Source organism: Escherichia sp. 20412-1, from assembly GCF_003027595.1.
Classification (GTDB): domain Bacteria; phylum Pseudomonadota; class Gammaproteobacteria; order Enterobacterales; family Enterobacteriaceae; genus Escherichia; species Escherichia marmotae.
Genome location: NZ_PYQM01000010.1, coordinates 21,249 through 37,253, shown reverse-complemented (window position 1 = coordinate 37,253; position 16,005 = coordinate 21,249). Strand labels below are relative to the sequence as shown.

General features: G+C 52.1%; 14 protein-coding genes. 9 read left to right on the top strand and 5 right to left on the bottom strand.

The features are described 5' to 3' along the window. Positions 1-5 precede the first annotated feature (5 nt). From C7B16_RS09450 to lptG, 3 genes are read left to right on the top strand one after another with little or no spacing between them, the layout of a single operon-like run. Entirely contained in the window at positions 6-563 is a 558-nt protein-coding gene (locus C7B16_RS09450; RefSeq protein ID WP_000952663.1) for a YtfJ family protein, read from the top strand. A gap of 30 nt (positions 564-593) precedes the next feature. Beyond that, entirely contained in the window at positions 594-1,664 is a 1,071-nt protein-coding gene (gene lptF, locus C7B16_RS09445; RefSeq protein WP_000779618.1) for an LPS export ABC transporter permease LptF, read from the top strand. Then, complete coding sequence (gene lptG, locus C7B16_RS09440; protein WP_001517093.1) at positions 1,661-2,740, top strand: LPS export ABC transporter permease LptG; 1,080 nt, start codon at positions 1,661-1,663, stop codon at positions 2,738-2,740. The genes lptF and lptG overlap by 4 nt, the downstream gene beginning before the upstream one ends. Positions 2,741-2,774: 34 nt before the next feature. Here the strand turns inward: lptG and spt are convergent, their stop codons facing one another. From spt to C7B16_RS09420, 4 genes are read right to left on the bottom strand one after another with little or no spacing between them, the layout of a single operon-like run. Then, complete coding sequence (gene spt / locus C7B16_RS09435) at positions 2,775-3,947, bottom strand: serine palmitoyltransferase (protein ID WP_000524948.1); 1,173 nt, start codon at positions 3,945-3,947, stop codon at positions 2,775-2,777. Continuing rightward, on the bottom strand, positions 3,947-4,195 hold the full coding sequence (locus C7B16_RS09430) for an acyl carrier protein (RefSeq protein ID WP_000248105.1): 249 nt from the start codon (positions 4,193-4,195) through the stop codon (positions 3,947-3,949). Before C7B16_RS09430 ends, spt begins: the two co-directional genes overlap by 1 nt. A gap of 31 nt (positions 4,196-4,226) precedes the next feature. Beyond that, positions 4,227-5,141, bottom strand: a complete 915-nt coding sequence (locus C7B16_RS09425; RefSeq protein ID WP_001077188.1) for an NAD-dependent epimerase/dehydratase family protein — start codon at positions 5,139-5,141, stop codon at positions 4,227-4,229. Next, positions 5,138-6,859: a fatty acyl-AMP ligase gene (locus C7B16_RS09420; protein ID WP_207105710.1), complete on the bottom strand. Its 1,722-nt coding sequence runs from the start codon at positions 6,857-6,859 to the stop codon at positions 5,138-5,140. Before C7B16_RS09420 ends, C7B16_RS09425 begins: the two co-directional genes overlap by 4 nt. Before the next feature lie 371 nt (positions 6,860-7,230). On the opposite strand from C7B16_RS09420, the gene yghO reads away from it, so the two are divergent. Beyond that, a complete protein-coding gene (gene yghO / locus C7B16_RS09415) occupies positions 7,231-8,373 on the top strand; it encodes a protein YghO (RefSeq protein WP_001517091.1) in 1,143 nt (380 codons plus the stop codon). 6 nt (positions 8,374-8,379) lie between these two features. Here yghO and glcC read toward each other — a convergent pair whose 3' ends face one another. Then, positions 8,380-9,144 carry a transcriptional regulator GlcC gene (gene glcC / locus C7B16_RS09410; RefSeq protein WP_001517090.1) on the bottom strand — a complete coding sequence of 255 codons (765 nt, stop codon included), beginning with the start codon at positions 9,142-9,144 and terminating at the stop codon, positions 8,380-8,382. 250 nt (positions 9,145-9,394) lie between these two features. Here glcC and glcD point away from each other — a divergent pair, with 250 nt between their 5' ends. From glcD to glcB, 5 genes are read left to right on the top strand one after another with little or no spacing between them, the layout of a single operon-like run. Continuing rightward, complete coding sequence (glcD, locus tag C7B16_RS09405; protein WP_085449276.1) at positions 9,395-10,894, top strand: glycolate oxidase subunit GlcD; 1,500 nt, start codon at positions 9,395-9,397, stop codon at positions 10,892-10,894. After that, on the top strand, positions 10,894-11,946 hold the full coding sequence (gene glcE, locus C7B16_RS09400; protein ID WP_000943105.1) for a glycolate oxidase subunit GlcE: 1,053 nt from the start codon (positions 10,894-10,896) through the stop codon (positions 11,944-11,946). Before glcD ends, glcE begins: the two co-directional genes overlap by 1 nt. Before the next feature lie 10 nt (positions 11,947-11,956). Next, on the top strand, positions 11,957-13,180 hold the full coding sequence (glcF, locus tag C7B16_RS09395) for a glycolate oxidase subunit GlcF (protein WP_105263498.1): 1,224 nt from the start codon (positions 11,957-11,959) through the stop codon (positions 13,178-13,180). 4 nt (positions 13,181-13,184) lie between these two features. Beyond that, entirely contained in the window at positions 13,185-13,589 is a 405-nt protein-coding gene (locus C7B16_RS09390; RefSeq protein WP_107179600.1) for a heme-binding protein, read from the top strand. 21 nt (positions 13,590-13,610) lie between these two features. Next, the gene (gene glcB / locus C7B16_RS09385) at positions 13,611-15,782 is read left to right on the top strand and encodes a malate synthase G (protein WP_105267929.1); all 2,172 of its coding nucleotides are present in this window, start codon (positions 13,611-13,613) and stop codon (positions 15,780-15,782) included. The last annotated feature ends 223 nt before the right edge of the window (positions 15,783-16,005 follow it).

Below are 16,005 nucleotides of genomic sequence, written 5' to 3'. Positions count from 1 at the left end.
TAATGATGTTATCTCGTTTGATTGTCGCACTGATTATCATGCTCTTATTACCTGGTGCGCAGGCACACAATTTCGTCACAGGAAAACCGGTTCCCCCTGTTTATATCCAGGAAGGCGGTGAGTTGCTGCTTAATAACGAAGAGATTCACTACCAAAAGTGGAATAGCACGCAACTGGCGGGAAAAGTTCGTATTATCCAGTATATTGCCGGGCGAAAGTCGGCAAAGAAAAAGAACTCATTGCTAATCAAAGCAGTAGAAATAGCAAATTTCCCTCAGGATCGTTTTCAGCCCACCACCATAGTGAACACCGATGATGCCATCTTTGGCACCGGTTATTTCGTGGCAGGTAAAATTGAAAAAAATAAACGCCGCTATCCGTGGGCGCAATTTGTTATTGACGCCAATGGTCTGGGACGTCTTGCCTGGCAACTGCCGGAGCAGAGTTCAACCATTCTGGTGCTGAATAAATACGGGCAAATCCAGTGGGCAAAGGACGGTAGCCTGGTGCCGGAAGAAGTAGATCATGTTATTGCGTTGGCACATAAGCTGATCAATGAATAAAAAATTCAAAGGATTGAGGGCGTTAGTGAGATGAAGTTGGTTGAGCACTACATCATGCGTGGTACGCGCCGTCTGGTGCTGATTATCATCGGTTTTCTGATCTTTATTTTTGCCAGCTACTCCGCACAGCGTTATCTGACCGAAGCGGCAAATGGAACCTTAGCGCTTGATGTTGTACTGGATATCGTTTTCTACAAGGTGCTGATTGCACTGGAGATGTTATTACCGGTTGGCCTGTATGTGTCGGTTGGCGTGACGCTTGGGCAGATGTATACCGATTCAGAAATTACCGCTATCTCTGCGGCGGGAGGCAGTCCGGCGCGTTTGTACAAAGCCGTTCTTTACCTGGCGATACCGCTAAGTATTTTTGTCACTCTGTTGTCGATGTATGGCAGGCCGTGGGCTTATGCGCAGATTTATCAACTGGAGCAACAGTCGCAGTCGGAGCTGGATGTTCGCCAGTTGCGGGCAAAGAAATTTAACACTAACGATAACGGACGAATGATCCTCTCTCAGACGGTTGATCAAGATAATAACCGCCTGACCGATGCGCTGATTTATACTTCTACCGCCAATCGAACACGTATTTTCCGCGCCCGTTCGGTCGATGTGGTCGACCCATCACCCGAGAAACCTACCGTTATGTTGCATAACGGAACTGCCTATCTTCTCGATCATCAGGGCCGTGACGACAACGAACAGCTTTACCGTAATCTGCAATTACATCTGAATCCGCTGGATCAAAGCCCTAACGTCAAACGCAAAGCGAAATCGGTCACGGAACTGGCACACTCTGTCTTTCCTGCCGATCATGCTGAGCTGCAATGGCGACAAAGCCGTGGCCTGACGGCGTTGTTGATGGCACTGCTGGCTATTTCTTTAAGCCGGGTAAAACCGCGGCAGGGGCGATTTTCTACGTTACTGCCACTGACATTACTGTTTATTGCCATTTTTTATGGCGGCGACGTCTGCCGCACCCTGGTGGCTAACGGCGCGATTCCCCTCATTCCTGGTTTGTGGTTAGTGCCCGGACTCATGCTAATAGGTCTGTTGATGCTGGTTGCTCGCGACTTCTCTTTGCTGCAGAAATTTTCCCGATGAATGTTTTCAGTCGCTATTTAATCCGCCATATCTTCCTCGGTTTTGCTGCCGCGGCCGGGCTACTGTTGCCGCTTTTTACCACCTTCAACCTGATTAACGAACTGGATGATGTCAGCCCTGGTGGTTATCGCTGGACTCAGGCGGTGCTGGTGGTACTGATGACCTTACCGCGCACACTGGTCGAGCTTGCACCATTTATCGCGTTATTGGGTGGGATTGTTGGCCTGGGGCAACTATCGAAAAACAGCGAACTTACCGCCATTCGTAGCACGGGTTTTTCTATTTTCCGTATTGCACTGGTGGCGCTGGTCGCCGGAATACTGTGGACTGTTTCGTTAGGCGCGATTGATGAGTGGGTTGCGTCGCCATTGCAGCAACAGGCACTGCAAATCAAATCTACCGCGGTAGCGTTGGGAGATGAGGATGATATTACCGGCAATATGCTGTGGGCCAGGCGCGGCAATGAATTTGTGACGGTGAAATCGCTGAACGAACTGGGTCAGCCTGTGGGCGTGGAGATATTTCATTACCGCGACGATCTCTCGCTCGAATCCTACATTTATGCACGCAGTGCCACCATTGAAAACGACAAAACGTGGATCCTGCACGGCGTGAATCACAAAAAATGGCTTAACGGTAAAGAAACGCAGGAAGCATTAGCCAATCTTGCCTGGCAATCGGCATTCACCAGTATGAATCTCGAAGAGTTATCGATGCCGGGGAATACTTTTTCTGTCCGTCAGCTCAACCATTACATCCATTATTTGCAGGAAACCGGACAACCGGGCAGCGAATACCGCCTTGCACTGTGGGAAAAGCTGGGGCAACCCATCTTAACTCTGGCGATGATTTTACTGGCTGTACCCTTTACCTTTAGCACTCCGCGCTCGCCGGGGATGGGCAGCCGTCTTGCTGTAGGCGTCATCGTTGGCTTGCTTACCTGGATCAGCTATCAAATCATGGTCAATCTGGGATTGCTATTTGCGTTGAGCGCGCCCGTTACCGCGCTCGGTTTACCGGTAGCGTTTGTGTTGGTGGCGTTGATTCTGGTGTATTGGTATGACAGGCAACATTAATCCAGCCGTGGCGTAACACCACGGCGGGCCAATATTACGACTTCAGGGTAGCAAATGCCTGAATGATGGTATCGATTTGCTCGCGGCTGTGAGCGGCGTTAACGCTACAGCGCAGCAGCGTAATACCCGCAGGTGCGGCAGGCGGCAGGATAAGATTCACATAAACGCCCAGCGAGATAAGCTCGCGCCAGATACGTAACCCTTCCTCTTTCGAACCGATTATCACCGGCACTACCGGGCTGATATGCGAGCTTAACTCATAACCCAACTTTTGTAGCCCGTCATACAGATGGTTGGCGTTATCCATCAGCTTTTGCCGCAGCTCTGGTTGTGTGGCAATGGTTTTTAACGACGAGCGCACGGTCGCAATGCAGGAAGGGGAAGGAGAGGCGGTAAAAATATACGGGCGGCTGCCGTAGCGCAGCACTTCCATCGCTTCCGAACCCACGGCAAAACCGCCAATGGAGGCCAGGCTTTTACTGAAGGTGCCGACGATAATATCCACATCGTCTTCAACGCCAACGGCTTCAACCAGTCCGCGGCCCGTTGCGCCTAATACGCCAAACGAATGCGCTTCATCGACAATCAAATAACCACCGAGGCGACGTTTGATATCAACGATTTCTGCCAGCGGTGCCACATCACCGAGCATACTGTAGATGCCCTCAACGATGATAATCGCCTCTTTTGCCCGTTCACCGAGGCGAACCATGCGACGCTCCAGATCGTTGGCGTCGTTATGGCGGAAACGAATAATTTCCGCACCGCCGAGAGAACAGGCGTCATAAATACTGGCGTGGCTGTCGGCATCGAGTAACACCACGGCGTTATGGTCGGCAAGTGCGCTGATGACACCTAAATTCGCGGTATAACCGGTTGAAAAAACGATAGCGGTAGGGCGATTGAAGAACTCTGCAATTTCTTTCTCTAATGCCAGATGCGGCGCATAACTGCCATTAGCCATACGAGAACCGGTGGTGCCGGTGCCTTGGGTCGCTAACGCCGCCTGACCTTCCGCAATGGCATCATGATTGAAGGTTAATCCGAGATAATTATTGGTCCCGGCCAGAATCACTTTTTTATTGCCGATACGGCCTTCGGTGGCGGAATACACTTCATCAATACAGGTGCCAAACGGCGTTAAACCGTTATCACTAAATTGCAGCCGCTCACCAGCAAGGCGCGCATATTTATCATAAAGCCCCATTATTTATTCTCCAGCCATGGAAGTAGAGTTTCCATTAATTGCGCAGGGGTTTTGACATCCAGCAGAATATTAATAGGAATGGAAATATCGAATCTGTCTTCCAGCATCATTAAGAGATCCATCACTTTGATCGACTCCAGGCCGAGATCGTTGACGAGATCGCTGTCGGGCTTAATTTCCACACCGTTTTCGACCAACTCCTGTAAACAGGAAAGGATGTAATCCATTACTATTTCACGATTTACCATAGAAACGTTAACACACCTTTAAACAAGACAATCAAAATAGCCCGTTGCGTAATGCGTGTTCCAGGCTAACCCCGGGAAACCAATTAATATCTTCAGAAATACATTTATTACTTGCCGACCAGTCGGCATGGGTTAATTCACGGATTTTCGAGCGGGTCAGCATGGGTTCTTTACCTGCGAGGCGACTCAACGCGGTACTGATATCCGCAAGGCAGGTGAGTAACGGCAGAGGAATACCGACCATCCGCACAGAACCACAACGGGCTACAGCGGCAAGCTGTTGGACACGTCGCCAGTCATAACCTCCGGCGATGCCATCGCATAATTCATACGTTTGCGTCTGTACGGAATCGGCGCTTAACCACTGACCCACAGCCTGGGCGAAATCGGTGACGTGCAGAAAAGAGAGCTGCGTATCTGGTGCGCCAGTACGTGGCAGAAGTCCGCGCAGCATCCAGTCAAACAGCGGTTTTAGCTCTTTATCGCCGGGGCCATACACTGCAGTTGGACGAAAAACGCCCAGCGTGATTTCGCCAGCCATTGCTGCCAGTCGTTGTTCGGCTACGAATTTAGATTTTGCATACCAGGAGAGTTCGGGATGACGCGCCGCCAGTGAAGAGATAAACAGGAAACGTTGGCAGCAGCCGCTCTCTTTTGCCGCCTGCATCAGGCGCAGGCTGCCGTCGACGTTACAACGGGTAAAGATATCTTCTTTGTGTCCGCGCACTTGCCCGGCGCAATGGACCACCGCGCTGGCGCTGGCAACCAGTTCGCTAAGCGAATGCGTATCTTCCAGCGAACCGCGCACCCAGATGAGATTATCGCTAACGTGAGCGCGGGTAGTACGCGTCAAAGCGCGAACGTGAAAGCCGCGGGCGAGCAGGTTATCGATAATATATTTCCCGATAAACCCGGTAGCGCCCGTCACCGCGACAGTTTGATTCATACGAGAGATCCCTGAACATGAGGATTAGCGGCAACGGCCTTCTGATAACGTTTTTTCGCTTCTGCGCGGGCGGGCTTGCCGGAAGAGGTGCGGGGAATACTGTGGGGCGGTAACAGGTCGATAGCCGCAGTTACGCCAAATTCGCTTTGTATCCGCGCCGCCAGCGTGTGGATAAGCTGCGTGCGGCGCTTTTCGTCGCTGATCCGGCACTGGATCTGCAAAATAATATTTTCCTGGGCGGTAACAAAAGCAATGGCATCGCCAGAGTGAATTTCCGGTTCCTGTTCCGCAATATATTCAATATCCTGCGGCCAGATATTGCGGCCACGAATAATAATCAGATCTTTAATGCGCCCGGTGACATACAGATAACCGTCCAGCAGGTAACCGAGATCGCCAGTATCTAACCAACCCGTCGCGGCAATCTCGTTTTGTGAAGCCATGTCGCCAAAGTAGCCACTCATCAGGCTGGGGCCAGAGATGCAAATATGGCCCACCACACGTTCCGCTACCGGTATCCCCGCGTCATTACGGATTTCAATGCTATGTTCCGGCAACGCTTTACCGCAGTTGACGAAAGTTGATACGGCACGTGTCTCAACACCCGGCGTAACGGCTTTCCCCTGATATTCGAGGATGTCGCGATCCACGTCGTTAACCACAACCCCAGAGGCTTCATCGGAAAAGCTGACAGCCAGCGCGTTCTCTGCCAGTCCGTAGCACGGCATAAACGTTTTATCGTCAAAGTTAACTGGACGGAAACATTCAGCAAATTGATGGAGTTGTTCGGCGGAGATAGGCTCTGCGCCAATACCGGCGACGCGCCAGCAGGAGAGATCCAGTTCAGCGAGATCTCTTTCATTCACGCGGCGCTGGCACAATTCATAGCCAAATGGTGGCGCAACGGAGACGGTGCCGCGATTTTTGCTGATCAATTTAAGCCATTGCAGTGGGCGCATGGCAAAATCCTGGGTGCGCAAATAATCCACTGAAAGCTGCGTGGCGACAGGTGTCAGAAGAAAACCGACCAGCCCCATATCATGGTAGAAAGGTAGCCAGGAGACACAGCGATCGCCTGGGCGTAATTTAATGCCATCGTGGCTGATGGCACGTAGATTGGCCATCACTTCGCGATGAGTGATGATGACGCCACGGGGAAAACGGGTGCTGCCGGAGGTGTACTGCAGATAGGCGATATCGTCTGGCACTGGCAACGGGAGCGTAACATCGGCTTCTGGCAAGGTTTTAAACCAGGCGTGGCTCAAAACATGTAACTCGGGTTTGCCCTGCGTCGCGGCATTGACCAGCGGCAACCACTCATCACCAGTGATAATCGCCGCAGGCTGGCAGCTTGCCAGCAACCCTTGCAGTTTTGTGCTCCATGAATCCCGCTGACCGACGCCCATCGGAATCGCCAGTGGGACAGCGACTAATCCGGCATACTGGCAGGCAAAAAACGCTTCGACAAACCCGCTACTGGTTTCCGCAATCAGCGCCACGCGATCGCCTTTTTTCAGGTTTAGCGATAACAGTCGCCTGGCTCCTGTTTCCGCACGTGCTTTTAAAGTGTGATATTCCAGTTCATCTTCAAGCTGGCTACGCCTGTCATAAAAATTCATTCCGGCGTTACCCAGAGCGGCATAGTCCAAAGCATCAACCAGCGTTGGAAAATCGGCATAGCGCATAGGCAGGGAATGCGTAAAGATTTTATTGGACATATACACCACAAGAAAATTGGATATCAAAAATAAAATGACAATAATGCGGTGGATTATATATGCATAAAAGATAAATGAGATAGTATTTTCATTGGTGCGATATTGAACATTGATTAAAATAATAAGTTCTGTTTTTTTGTTTCTTATTGTGAATGATATTTAATTTATGAATGTATTAAGTAATGCCTTGTCTGGTCGCATTAAGTCTATAAAAGGCATTATTAACCGTCTTACGCAGGCTCTGGTTTTACCGTAATTATTAATAAATATTATTTTATCTTCGTTTGTATTCATTGGGTGGATTATGAAGGTGCCGTTCGTTGCAGTTGCAGCCTGTTTTTCACCGTTAATTATTTGTTATCCACGTAAATATGGAATGCGATCTGCTGATGATTAAAATTGAAAAAGTAATAAATAAAAATGACTTAAAGGCATTTATCGCTTTTCCGTCGTCACTTTATTCCAATGATTCAAACTGGATCCCCCCTTTATGCATTGAACGCAGTGAGCATCTGTCACAAAAGAATCCGGGAACGGACCATATTATCTGGCAGGCGTGGGTGGCAAAAAAAGAGGGGCAGATAGTCGGGCGCATTACGGCGCAAATCGATACCTTGCACCGCGAGCGATACGGCGAAGATACGGGGCATTTTGGCATGATTGACGCCATTGATGATCCACAGGTATTTGCGGCCTTATTTGACGCAGCGGAAGGGTGGCTGAAGTCACAAGGGGCACGCAACATCACTGGCCCCTTCAGCCTGAATATCAATCAGGAGAGTGGGTTACTGATTGAAGGGTTTGATACGCCGCCCTGCGCGATGATGCCGCACGGCAAACCGTGGTATGCCGCGCATCTCGAGCAATTGGGCTATCAGAAAGGCATTGATTTACTGGCGTGGTGGATGCAGCGAACCGATCTCACTTTCTCTCCGGCGCTAAAAAAACTGATGGATCAGGTACGCAAAAAGGTGACCATTCGCTGCATCAATCGCCAGCGGTTTGCTGAAGAGATGCAGATCCTGCGTGAGATTTTCAACTCTGGCTGGCAGCACAACTGGGGCTTTGTGCCGTTTACCGAACGCGAATTTGCCATCATGGGCGATCAGCTTAAATACCTGGTGCCGGACGATATGATCTACATTGCTGAGATAGACTCTGCACCCTGCGCGTTTGTTGTCGGCTTACCGAACATCAACGAGGCGATTGCTGATCTGAATGGATCGCTCTTTCCCCTCGGCTGGGCAAAATTGCTGTGGCGCTTAAAAGTCAGTGGTATGCGCACTGCGCGAGTGCCGCTAATGGGTGTGCGCGACGAATATCAGTTTAGTCGTATCGGACCGGTAATCGCGCTGTTGCTGATTGAAGCATTACGCGATCCCTTTACCCGCAGGAAGATCGACGCGCTGGAGATGTCATGGATCCTCGAAACCAATACGGGCATGAATAACATGCTGGAACGTATTGGTGCACAGCCATATAAGCGTTACCGCGTGTATGAAAAGCAGATTTAACGCCCGCTAACTCTGGCTCATCTCCAGCGGCACCGCCGAGCGAATCAAGTGGTGACCTTCCAGTTCGATATTGTGGAGATTCTTTTTCACGGTCATCACATGATCGCGGGCGGCGCGCTGGGCCACATGCGGCAGTCGTTGCAAAACCGCGTTATAGATCCGCGCATGTTGGCGATCGATCTGCTTTTTTTGCTGGGGGCGATGGTAGAGATTATTCACGCTGGCAAACACCGAATTAAACATCAGATCGGTCAATGATTGCAGAGTGAAAACCAGCACCTGATTGTGGGAAGCCTGACAAATAGCGAGATGGAAAGCGTGATCCAACTGCGCATGTTCGATCAGTGAAATCTCTTTGTTGTTCTCACTGGCGGCGAGCATTTTTTCATAACAGCGAGTTATCAATACAAAATCAGCCTGGGTTCCCAGCGTTGCCGCCAACCTTGCTGATTCGCCTTCCAGTAATGCCCGGACGTCGAGCAGATCATACAGTGTTCGCGGCTGCGTGCTGAACAGATGGATCAGCGGACTGGTGTCCTGTACCCGATTAAGTCGCGCGACCCGAGAATCGCGCCCCTGCGCCGTTTCAATAATCCCGCGCCCGCGCAGCACCGTCAGCCCTTCACGCAGTGCGGAACGCGAGAAGCCGAGCTTTTCGCACAGTCGACGTTCCGAGGGAAGCGGCTGCCCGACCTTCAACACACCGTCGATAATTAACCGTTCGATACTCTCTGCAACCACTTCGCAAATAGGGCGACGTTCATCTTTCATTCCCGGACCTCGTGCACAGGTAGGACCAATTTTTCTGTTCTTAATTCGCGAAACACGCACATCATGCAAGTGATTATGTTACATCAATTTAACATTGAATTAACCTATGCGTGGTCACAGAGCTGGAAAAAAAATGGTCTGACCGGTAACTAAAGAGATAGACGAAAACAAAAAGCTCGCTTAATAACTGTTCACAGAAGCAGCACGCAAAAATCAGCTACCACACAACACAACAAAGCGAACCCTACTCATGAGCATCTTGTACGAAGAGCGTCTTGATGGCGCTTTACCCGATGTCGACCAAACATCGGTACTGATGGCACTGCGTGAGCATGTCCCCGGACTCGAGATCCTGCATACCGATGAGGAGATCACTCCTTACGAGTGTGACGGGTTGAGCGCGTATCGCACGCGTCCATTACTGGTTGTTCTGCCTAAGCAGATAGAACAGGTGGCGGCGATTCTGGCTGTCTGCCACCGTCTGCGTGTGCCGGTGGTGACTCGTGGCGCGGGCACCGGGCTTTCTGGCGGCGCGTTGCCGCTGGAAAAAGGCGTGTTGTTAGTGATGGCGCGCTTTAAAGAGATCCTCGATATAAACCCCGTCGGTCGCCGTGCGCGCGTGCAACCGGGCGTGCGTAATCTGACTATCTCCCAGGCCGTAGCGCCGCATAATCTCTATTACGCGCCGGACCCTTCTTCACAAATCGCCTGTTCCATTGGCGGCAATGTGGCGGAAAATGCCGGTGGCGTTCACTGTCTGAAATATGGGCTTACCGTACATAACCTGCTGAAAATTGAAGTGCAAACGCTGGACGGAGAGACGCTGACACTGGGATCGGACGCGCTGGATTCGCCGGGTTTTGACCTGCTGGCGCTGTTTACTGGATCAGAAGGTATGCTCGGCGTGACCACCGAAGTGACGGTAAAACTGCTGCCGAAGCCCCCCGTGGCACGGGTTCTGTTAGCCAGCTTTGACTCGGTAGAAAAAGCCGGACTCGCCGTCGGTGACATCATCGCCAATGGCATTATCCCTGGTGGGCTGGAGATGATGGATAACCTGTCGATTCGCGCGGCAGAAGATTTTATTCATGCCGGTTATCCCGTTGATGCCGAAGCGATTTTATTGTGCGAGCTGGACGGCGTGGAGTCTGACGTACAGGAAGATTGTGAACGGGTTAACGACATCTTACGGAAAGCGGGCGCGACTGACGTCCGTCTGGCGCAGGACGAAGCGGAGCGTGTGCGTTTCTGGGCCGGTCGTAAAAACGCCTTTCCGGCGGTGGGGCGCATCTCTCCCGATTACTACTGCATGGACGGCACCATCCCACGCCGCGCGCTGCCTGGCGTACTGGAAGGCATTGCTCGTTTATCGCAGCAATATGATTTACGCGTCGCCAACGTCTTTCATGCCGGAGACGGTAACATGCACCCGTTAATCCTTTTCGATGCCAATGAACCCGGCGAATTTGCCCGCGCGGAAGCGCTGGGTGGGAAGATCCTCGAACTCTGCGTGGAAGTGGGCGGCAGCATCAGTGGGGAGCATGGCATTGGGCGCGAAAAAATCAATCAAATGTGCGCCCAGTTCAACAGCGATGAAATCACGACCTTCCATGCGGTCAAGGCGGCATTTGACCCCGATGGTTTGCTGAACCCTGGAAAAAACATTCCCACGCTACACCGCTGCGCTGAATTTGGTGCCATGCACGTGCACCACGGTCATTTACCTTTCCCTGAACTGGAGCGTTTCTGATGCTACGTGAGTGTGATTACAGCCAGGCGCTGCTGGAACAGGTGAATCAGGCGATTAGTAATAAAACGCCGCTGGTGATTCAGGGAAGCAATAGCAAAGCCTTTTTAGGTCGCCCTGTCACCGGGCAAACGCTGGATGTGCGTTGTCATCGCGGCATTGTGAATTACGACCCGACCGAGTTGGTGATCACCGCTCGTGCCGGAACGCCGCTGATGGCGATTGAAGCGGCGCTGGAAAGTGCGGGGCAAATGCTGCCCTGCGAGCCACCGTATTATGGTGAAGAAGCCACCTGGGGCGGCATGGTCGCTTGCGGTCTGGCGGGGCCGCGTCGACCGTGGAGCGGTTCGGTACGCGATTTTGTCCTCGGTACGCGCATTATTACCGGCAGTGGAAAACATCTGCGTTTTGGTGGCGAAGTGATGAAAAACGTTGCCGGATACGATCTCTCACGGCTAATGGCCGGAAGCTATGGCTGTCTTGGCGTACTTACTGAAATCTCAATGAAAGTGTTGCCTCGACCGCGCGCCACTATCAGCCTGCGTCGGGAAATCAGCCTGCAAGAAGCCATGAACGAAATCGCCCAGTGGCAACTCCAGCCATTACCCATTAGCGGTTTATGTTACTTCGACAACGGCTTGTGGCTCCGCCTTGAAGGCGGTGAAGGCTCGGTAAAAGCGGCGCGTGAACTGCTGGGGGGCGAAGAGGTTGCGGGTCAGTTCTGGCAGCAATTGCGTGAACAACAACTACCATTCTTCTCGTTACCAGGGACTTTGTGGCGCATTTCATTACCCACCGATGCACCGATGATGGATTTACCCGGCGAGCAACTGATCGACTGGGGGGGCGCGTTACGCTGGCTGAAATCGACAGCCGATGACAATCAAATCCACCGTATCGCCCGCAACGCTGGCGGTCACGCAACTCGCTTTAGTCCAGGTGATGGCAGTTTTGCTCCGTTGCCTGCCCCTTTATTCCGCTATCACCAGCAGCTTAAACAGCAGCTCGACCCTTGCGGTGTGTTTAACCCCGGTCGCATGTACGCGGAACTTTAAGGAGCAGACTATGCAAACCCGGTTAACCGAAGAGATGCGCCAGAATACGCGGGCGCTGGAAGCTGACAGCATTCTGCGCGCCTGTGTGCACTGCGGATTTTGTACCGCAACCTGCCCGACCTATCAGCTCCAGGGTGATGAACTGGACGGGCCGCGTGGGCGCATCTATCTGATTAAACAGGTGCTGGAAGGTAACGAAGTTACACTTAAAACGCAGGAGCATCTCGATCGCTGTCTCACGTGCCGCAACTGTGAAACCACCTGTCCTTCTGGTGTGCGCTATCACACTCTGTTGGATATCGGGCGTGATATCGTCGAGCAAAAAGTGAAACGTCCACTGCCGGATCGAATGCTACGCGAAGGGCTGCGTCAGGTAGTGCCGCGTCCGGCGGTCTTCCGTGCGCTGACGCAAGTAGGCCTGGTGCTACGACCGTTTTTGCCAGAGCAGATTAGAGCAAAACTCCCCGCCGGGATCGTGAAAGCCAAACCGCGTCCGCCGTTGCGTCATAAGCGTCGGGTTTTAATGCTGGAAGGTTGCGTCCAGCCTACGCTTTCGCCCAACACCAACGCGGCAACTGCGCGGGTGCTGGATCGTCTGGGGATCAGCGTCATGCCAGCTAACGAAGCAGGCTGTTGTGGCGCGGTGGACTATCATCTTAATGCGCAAGAGAAAGGGTTAGCGCGCGCGCGAAATAATATTGATGCCTGGTGGCCGGCGATTGAAGCAGGTGCCGAGGCAATTTTGCAAACCGCCAGCGGCTGTGGGGCATTCGTTAAAGAGTATGGGCAGATGCTGAAAAACGATGCGTTGTATGCCGATAAAGCGCGTCAGGTCAGCGAACTGGCGGTTGATTTAGTCGAGCTTTTGCGTGAGGAGCCGCTGGAAAAGCTGGCGATTCGCGGCGATAAAAAACTGGCCTTCCACTGTCCGTGTACCCTGCAACATGCGCAAAAACTGAATGGCGAAGTAGAAAAAGTGTTACTGCGGCTGGGATTTACCTTAACCGACGTTCCCGACAGCCATCTGTGCTGCGGTTCGGCGGGAACTTATGCGTTAACGCATCCCGATCTGGCGCGCCAGTTGCGGGATAACAAAATGAATGCGCTGGAAAGCGGCAAACCGGAAATGATCGTTACCGCCAACATTGGTTGCCAGACGCATCTGGCGAGCGCCGGTCGTACCTCTGTGCGTCACTGGATTGAAATTGTAGAACAAGCCCTTGAAAAGGAATAACAAAATGAAAACTAAAGTCATTCTTAGCCAGCAAATGGCGAGTGCAATTATTGCCGCAGGTCCGGAAGAGGCGCAGAAAAATAACTGGTCCGTTTCCATTGCTGTTGCCGATGACGGCGGTCATCTGCTGGCGTTAAGTCGTATGGATGATTGCGCGCCGATTGCGGCCTACATCTCCCAGGAGAAAGCGCGTACCGCCGCGCTGGGGCGCCGCGAAACTAAGGGCTATGAAGAGATGGTGAACAACGGACGTACGGCGTTTGTGACGGCACCGTTACTGACGTCACTGGAAGGCGGCGTACCGGTTGTTGTTGATGGGCAGATTATTGGCGCTGTGGGTGTGTCTGGTTTAACCGGGGCACAGGATGCGCAGGTCGCGAAAGCGGCAGCAGCGGTATTGGCGAAATAAGCGAAAACGAGGAGATTAACAATGAGTGAAACCATAACCCAGGGCCGTTTACGCATTGACGCCAACTTTAAACGTTTTGTTGATGAAGAAGTTTTACCCGGAACAGGGCTGGACTCTGCGGCGTTCTGGCACAATTTTGATGATATTGTTCACGATCTGTCGCCAGAGAATCGTCAGTTACTGGCAGAGCGCGATCGCATTCAGGCGGCGCTCGACGAATGGCATCGCAGCAATCCGGGGCCGGTAAAAGATAAAGCAGCCTATAAATCTTTCCTGCGTGAACTGGGCTACCTGGTGCCGCAACCGGGCCATGTGACGGTGGAAACCACCGGCATCGACAGCGAAATCACCAGCCAGGCGGGGCCGCAACTGGTGGTTCCGGCAATGAACGCCCGCTACGCGTTGAATGCGGCGAACGCTCGCTGGGGTTCACTGTACGATGCGCTATACGGCAGCGACATCATCCCGCAGGAAGGGGCGATGGTCAGCGGCTACGATCCGCAGCGTGGTGCGCAGGTTATCGCCTGGGTTCGCTGCTTCCTCGATGAATCACTACCGCTGGAAAACGGCAGTTATCAGGATGTGGTGGCGTTTAAGGTGGTCGACAAACAATTACGTATTCTGTTGAAAAATGGCTCAGAAACCACGTTACGTACCCCGGCGCAGTTTGTCGGCTACCGTGGCGATGCTGCTGCACCGACCTGCATTTTGCTGAAAAATAACGGTCTGCATATCGAACTGCAAATCGATGCCAACGGACGGATTGGCAAAGACGATCCGGCGCATATCAACGACGTTATCGTCGAAGCCGCCATCAGTACCATTCTCGATTGTGAAGACTCGGTCGCTGCGGTTGATGCTGAAGATAAAATCCTGCTGTACCGCAATCTGTTGGGGCTGATGCAGGGCACTCTGCAAGAGAAAATGGAGAAAAACGGTCGGCAAATCGTGCGTAAACTGAATGACGATCGTCAGTACACTGCCGCCGATGGTTCTGAAATTTCTTTGCACGGGCGCTCGCTGCTGTTTATCCGCAACGTGGGGCATTTGATGACTATCCCCGTAATTTGGGACAGCGAAGGCAATGAAATTCCGGAAGGTATTCTTGATGGCGTCATGACAGGTGCGATTGCCCTCTACGACTTAAAAGTGCAGAAAAACTCGCGTACTGGCAGCGTCTATATTGTGAAACCGAAAATGCACGGTCCGCAGGAAGTGGCGTTTGCCAACAAACTGTTTACCCGCGTTGAGACCATGCTTGGTATGGAACCAAATACCCTGAAAATGGGCATTATGGATGAAGAACGCCGGACCTCGCTGAACTTGCGTAGTTGTATCGCGCAGGCACGCAACCGCGTGGCGTTCATCAACACCGGCTTCCTCGACCGTACTGGTGATGAGATGCATTCGGTGATGGAAGCGGGCCCGATGTTGCGTAAAAACCAGATGAAATCGACACCGTGGATCAAAGCCTACGAGCGCAATAACGTGCTTTCCGGCCTGTTTTGTGGGCTGCGCGGTAAAGCGCAAATCGGTAAAGGGATGTGGGCAATGCCAGATCTGATGGCAGACATGTACAGCCAAAAGGGCGATCAGTTACGTGCCGGGGCGAACACGGCCTGGGTTCCGTCACCGACCGCAGCCACGTTGCATGCGTTGCACTATCACCAAACCAACGTACAGAGCGTGCAAGCCAACATTGCCAACACAGAGTTCAATGCAGAATTTGAGCCTCTGCTGGACGATCTGCTGACCATTCCGGTTGCTGAAAACGCAAACTGGTCGGCACAAGAGATCCAACAAGAGCTGGATAACAACGTGCAGGGGATTCTGGGTTATGTGGTGCGTTGGGTAGAGCAGGGGATTGGTTGTTCAAAAGTGCCGGATATCCACAACGTGGCGCTGATGGAAGACCGTGCAACGCTGCGCATCTCCAGCCAACATATCGCCAACTGGTTACGTCACGGTATTCTGACCAAAGAACAGGTGCAGGCGTCGCTGGAGAATATGGCGAAAGTGGTTGATCAGCAAAACGCTGGCGATCCGGCGTATCGTCCGATGGTGGGGAATTTTGCTAACTCGTGTGCGTTTAAAGCCGCCAGCGATTTAATCTTCCTCGGTGTGAAACAGCCAAACGGTTATACCGAACCGTTATTACATGCCTGGCGTTTACGCGAAAAAGAAAGTCATTAATAGCAATAGCAAAAGCCCCGGCAAGTTTTACCGCTGGGGCTATTATAGTTACTGCGGTAGTACATTTATCCCGGAAATAACCGGAGCGATTATCAGGGTTTAATAAAATTAAATACCCGTAGCGCATCATTAGCGGGTTAAAACAACAATATGGACATCTTAACGATACTCTGCGCCTGCGGGTGCGGAACAGAACCCCTTACCCGATATACTTGTTATGCCT

Coding starts and splice junctions, on each gene's coding strand:
- C7B16_RS09450 (WP_000952663.1), top strand. CDS start 6: ATGTTATCTCGTTTGATTGTCGCACTGATTATCATGCTCTTATTACCT.
- lptF (WP_000779618.1), top strand. CDS start 594: ATGAAGTTGGTTGAGCACTACATCATGCGTGGTACGCGCCGTCTGGTG.
- lptG (WP_001517093.1), top strand. CDS start 1,661: ATGAATGTTTTCAGTCGCTATTTAATCCGCCATATCTTCCTCGGTTTT.
- spt (WP_000524948.1), bottom strand. CDS start 3,947: ATGGGGCTTTATGATAAATATGCGCGCCTTGCTGGTGAGCGGCTGCAA.
- C7B16_RS09430 (WP_000248105.1), bottom strand. CDS start 4,195: ATGGTAAATCGTGAAATAGTAATGGATTACATCCTTTCCTGTTTACAG.
- C7B16_RS09425 (WP_001077188.1), bottom strand. CDS start 5,141: ATGAATCAAACTGTCGCGGTGACGGGCGCTACCGGGTTTATCGGGAAA.
- C7B16_RS09420 (WP_207105710.1), bottom strand. CDS start 6,859: ATGTCCAATAAAATCTTTACGCATTCCCTGCCTATGCGCTATGCCGAT.
- yghO (WP_001517091.1), top strand. CDS start 7,231: ATGGAATGCGATCTGCTGATGATTAAAATTGAAAAAGTAATAAATAAA.
- glcC (WP_001517090.1), bottom strand. CDS start 9,144: ATGAAAGATGAACGTCGCCCTATTTGCGAAGTGGTTGCAGAGAGTATC.
- glcD (WP_085449276.1), top strand. CDS start 9,395: ATGAGCATCTTGTACGAAGAGCGTCTTGATGGCGCTTTACCCGATGTC.
- glcE (WP_000943105.1), top strand. CDS start 10,894: ATGCTACGTGAGTGTGATTACAGCCAGGCGCTGCTGGAACAGGTGAAT.
- glcF (WP_105263498.1), top strand. CDS start 11,957: ATGCAAACCCGGTTAACCGAAGAGATGCGCCAGAATACGCGGGCGCTG.
- C7B16_RS09390 (WP_107179600.1), top strand. CDS start 13,185: ATGAAAACTAAAGTCATTCTTAGCCAGCAAATGGCGAGTGCAATTATT.
- glcB (WP_105267929.1), top strand. CDS start 13,611: ATGAGTGAAACCATAACCCAGGGCCGTTTACGCATTGACGCCAACTTT.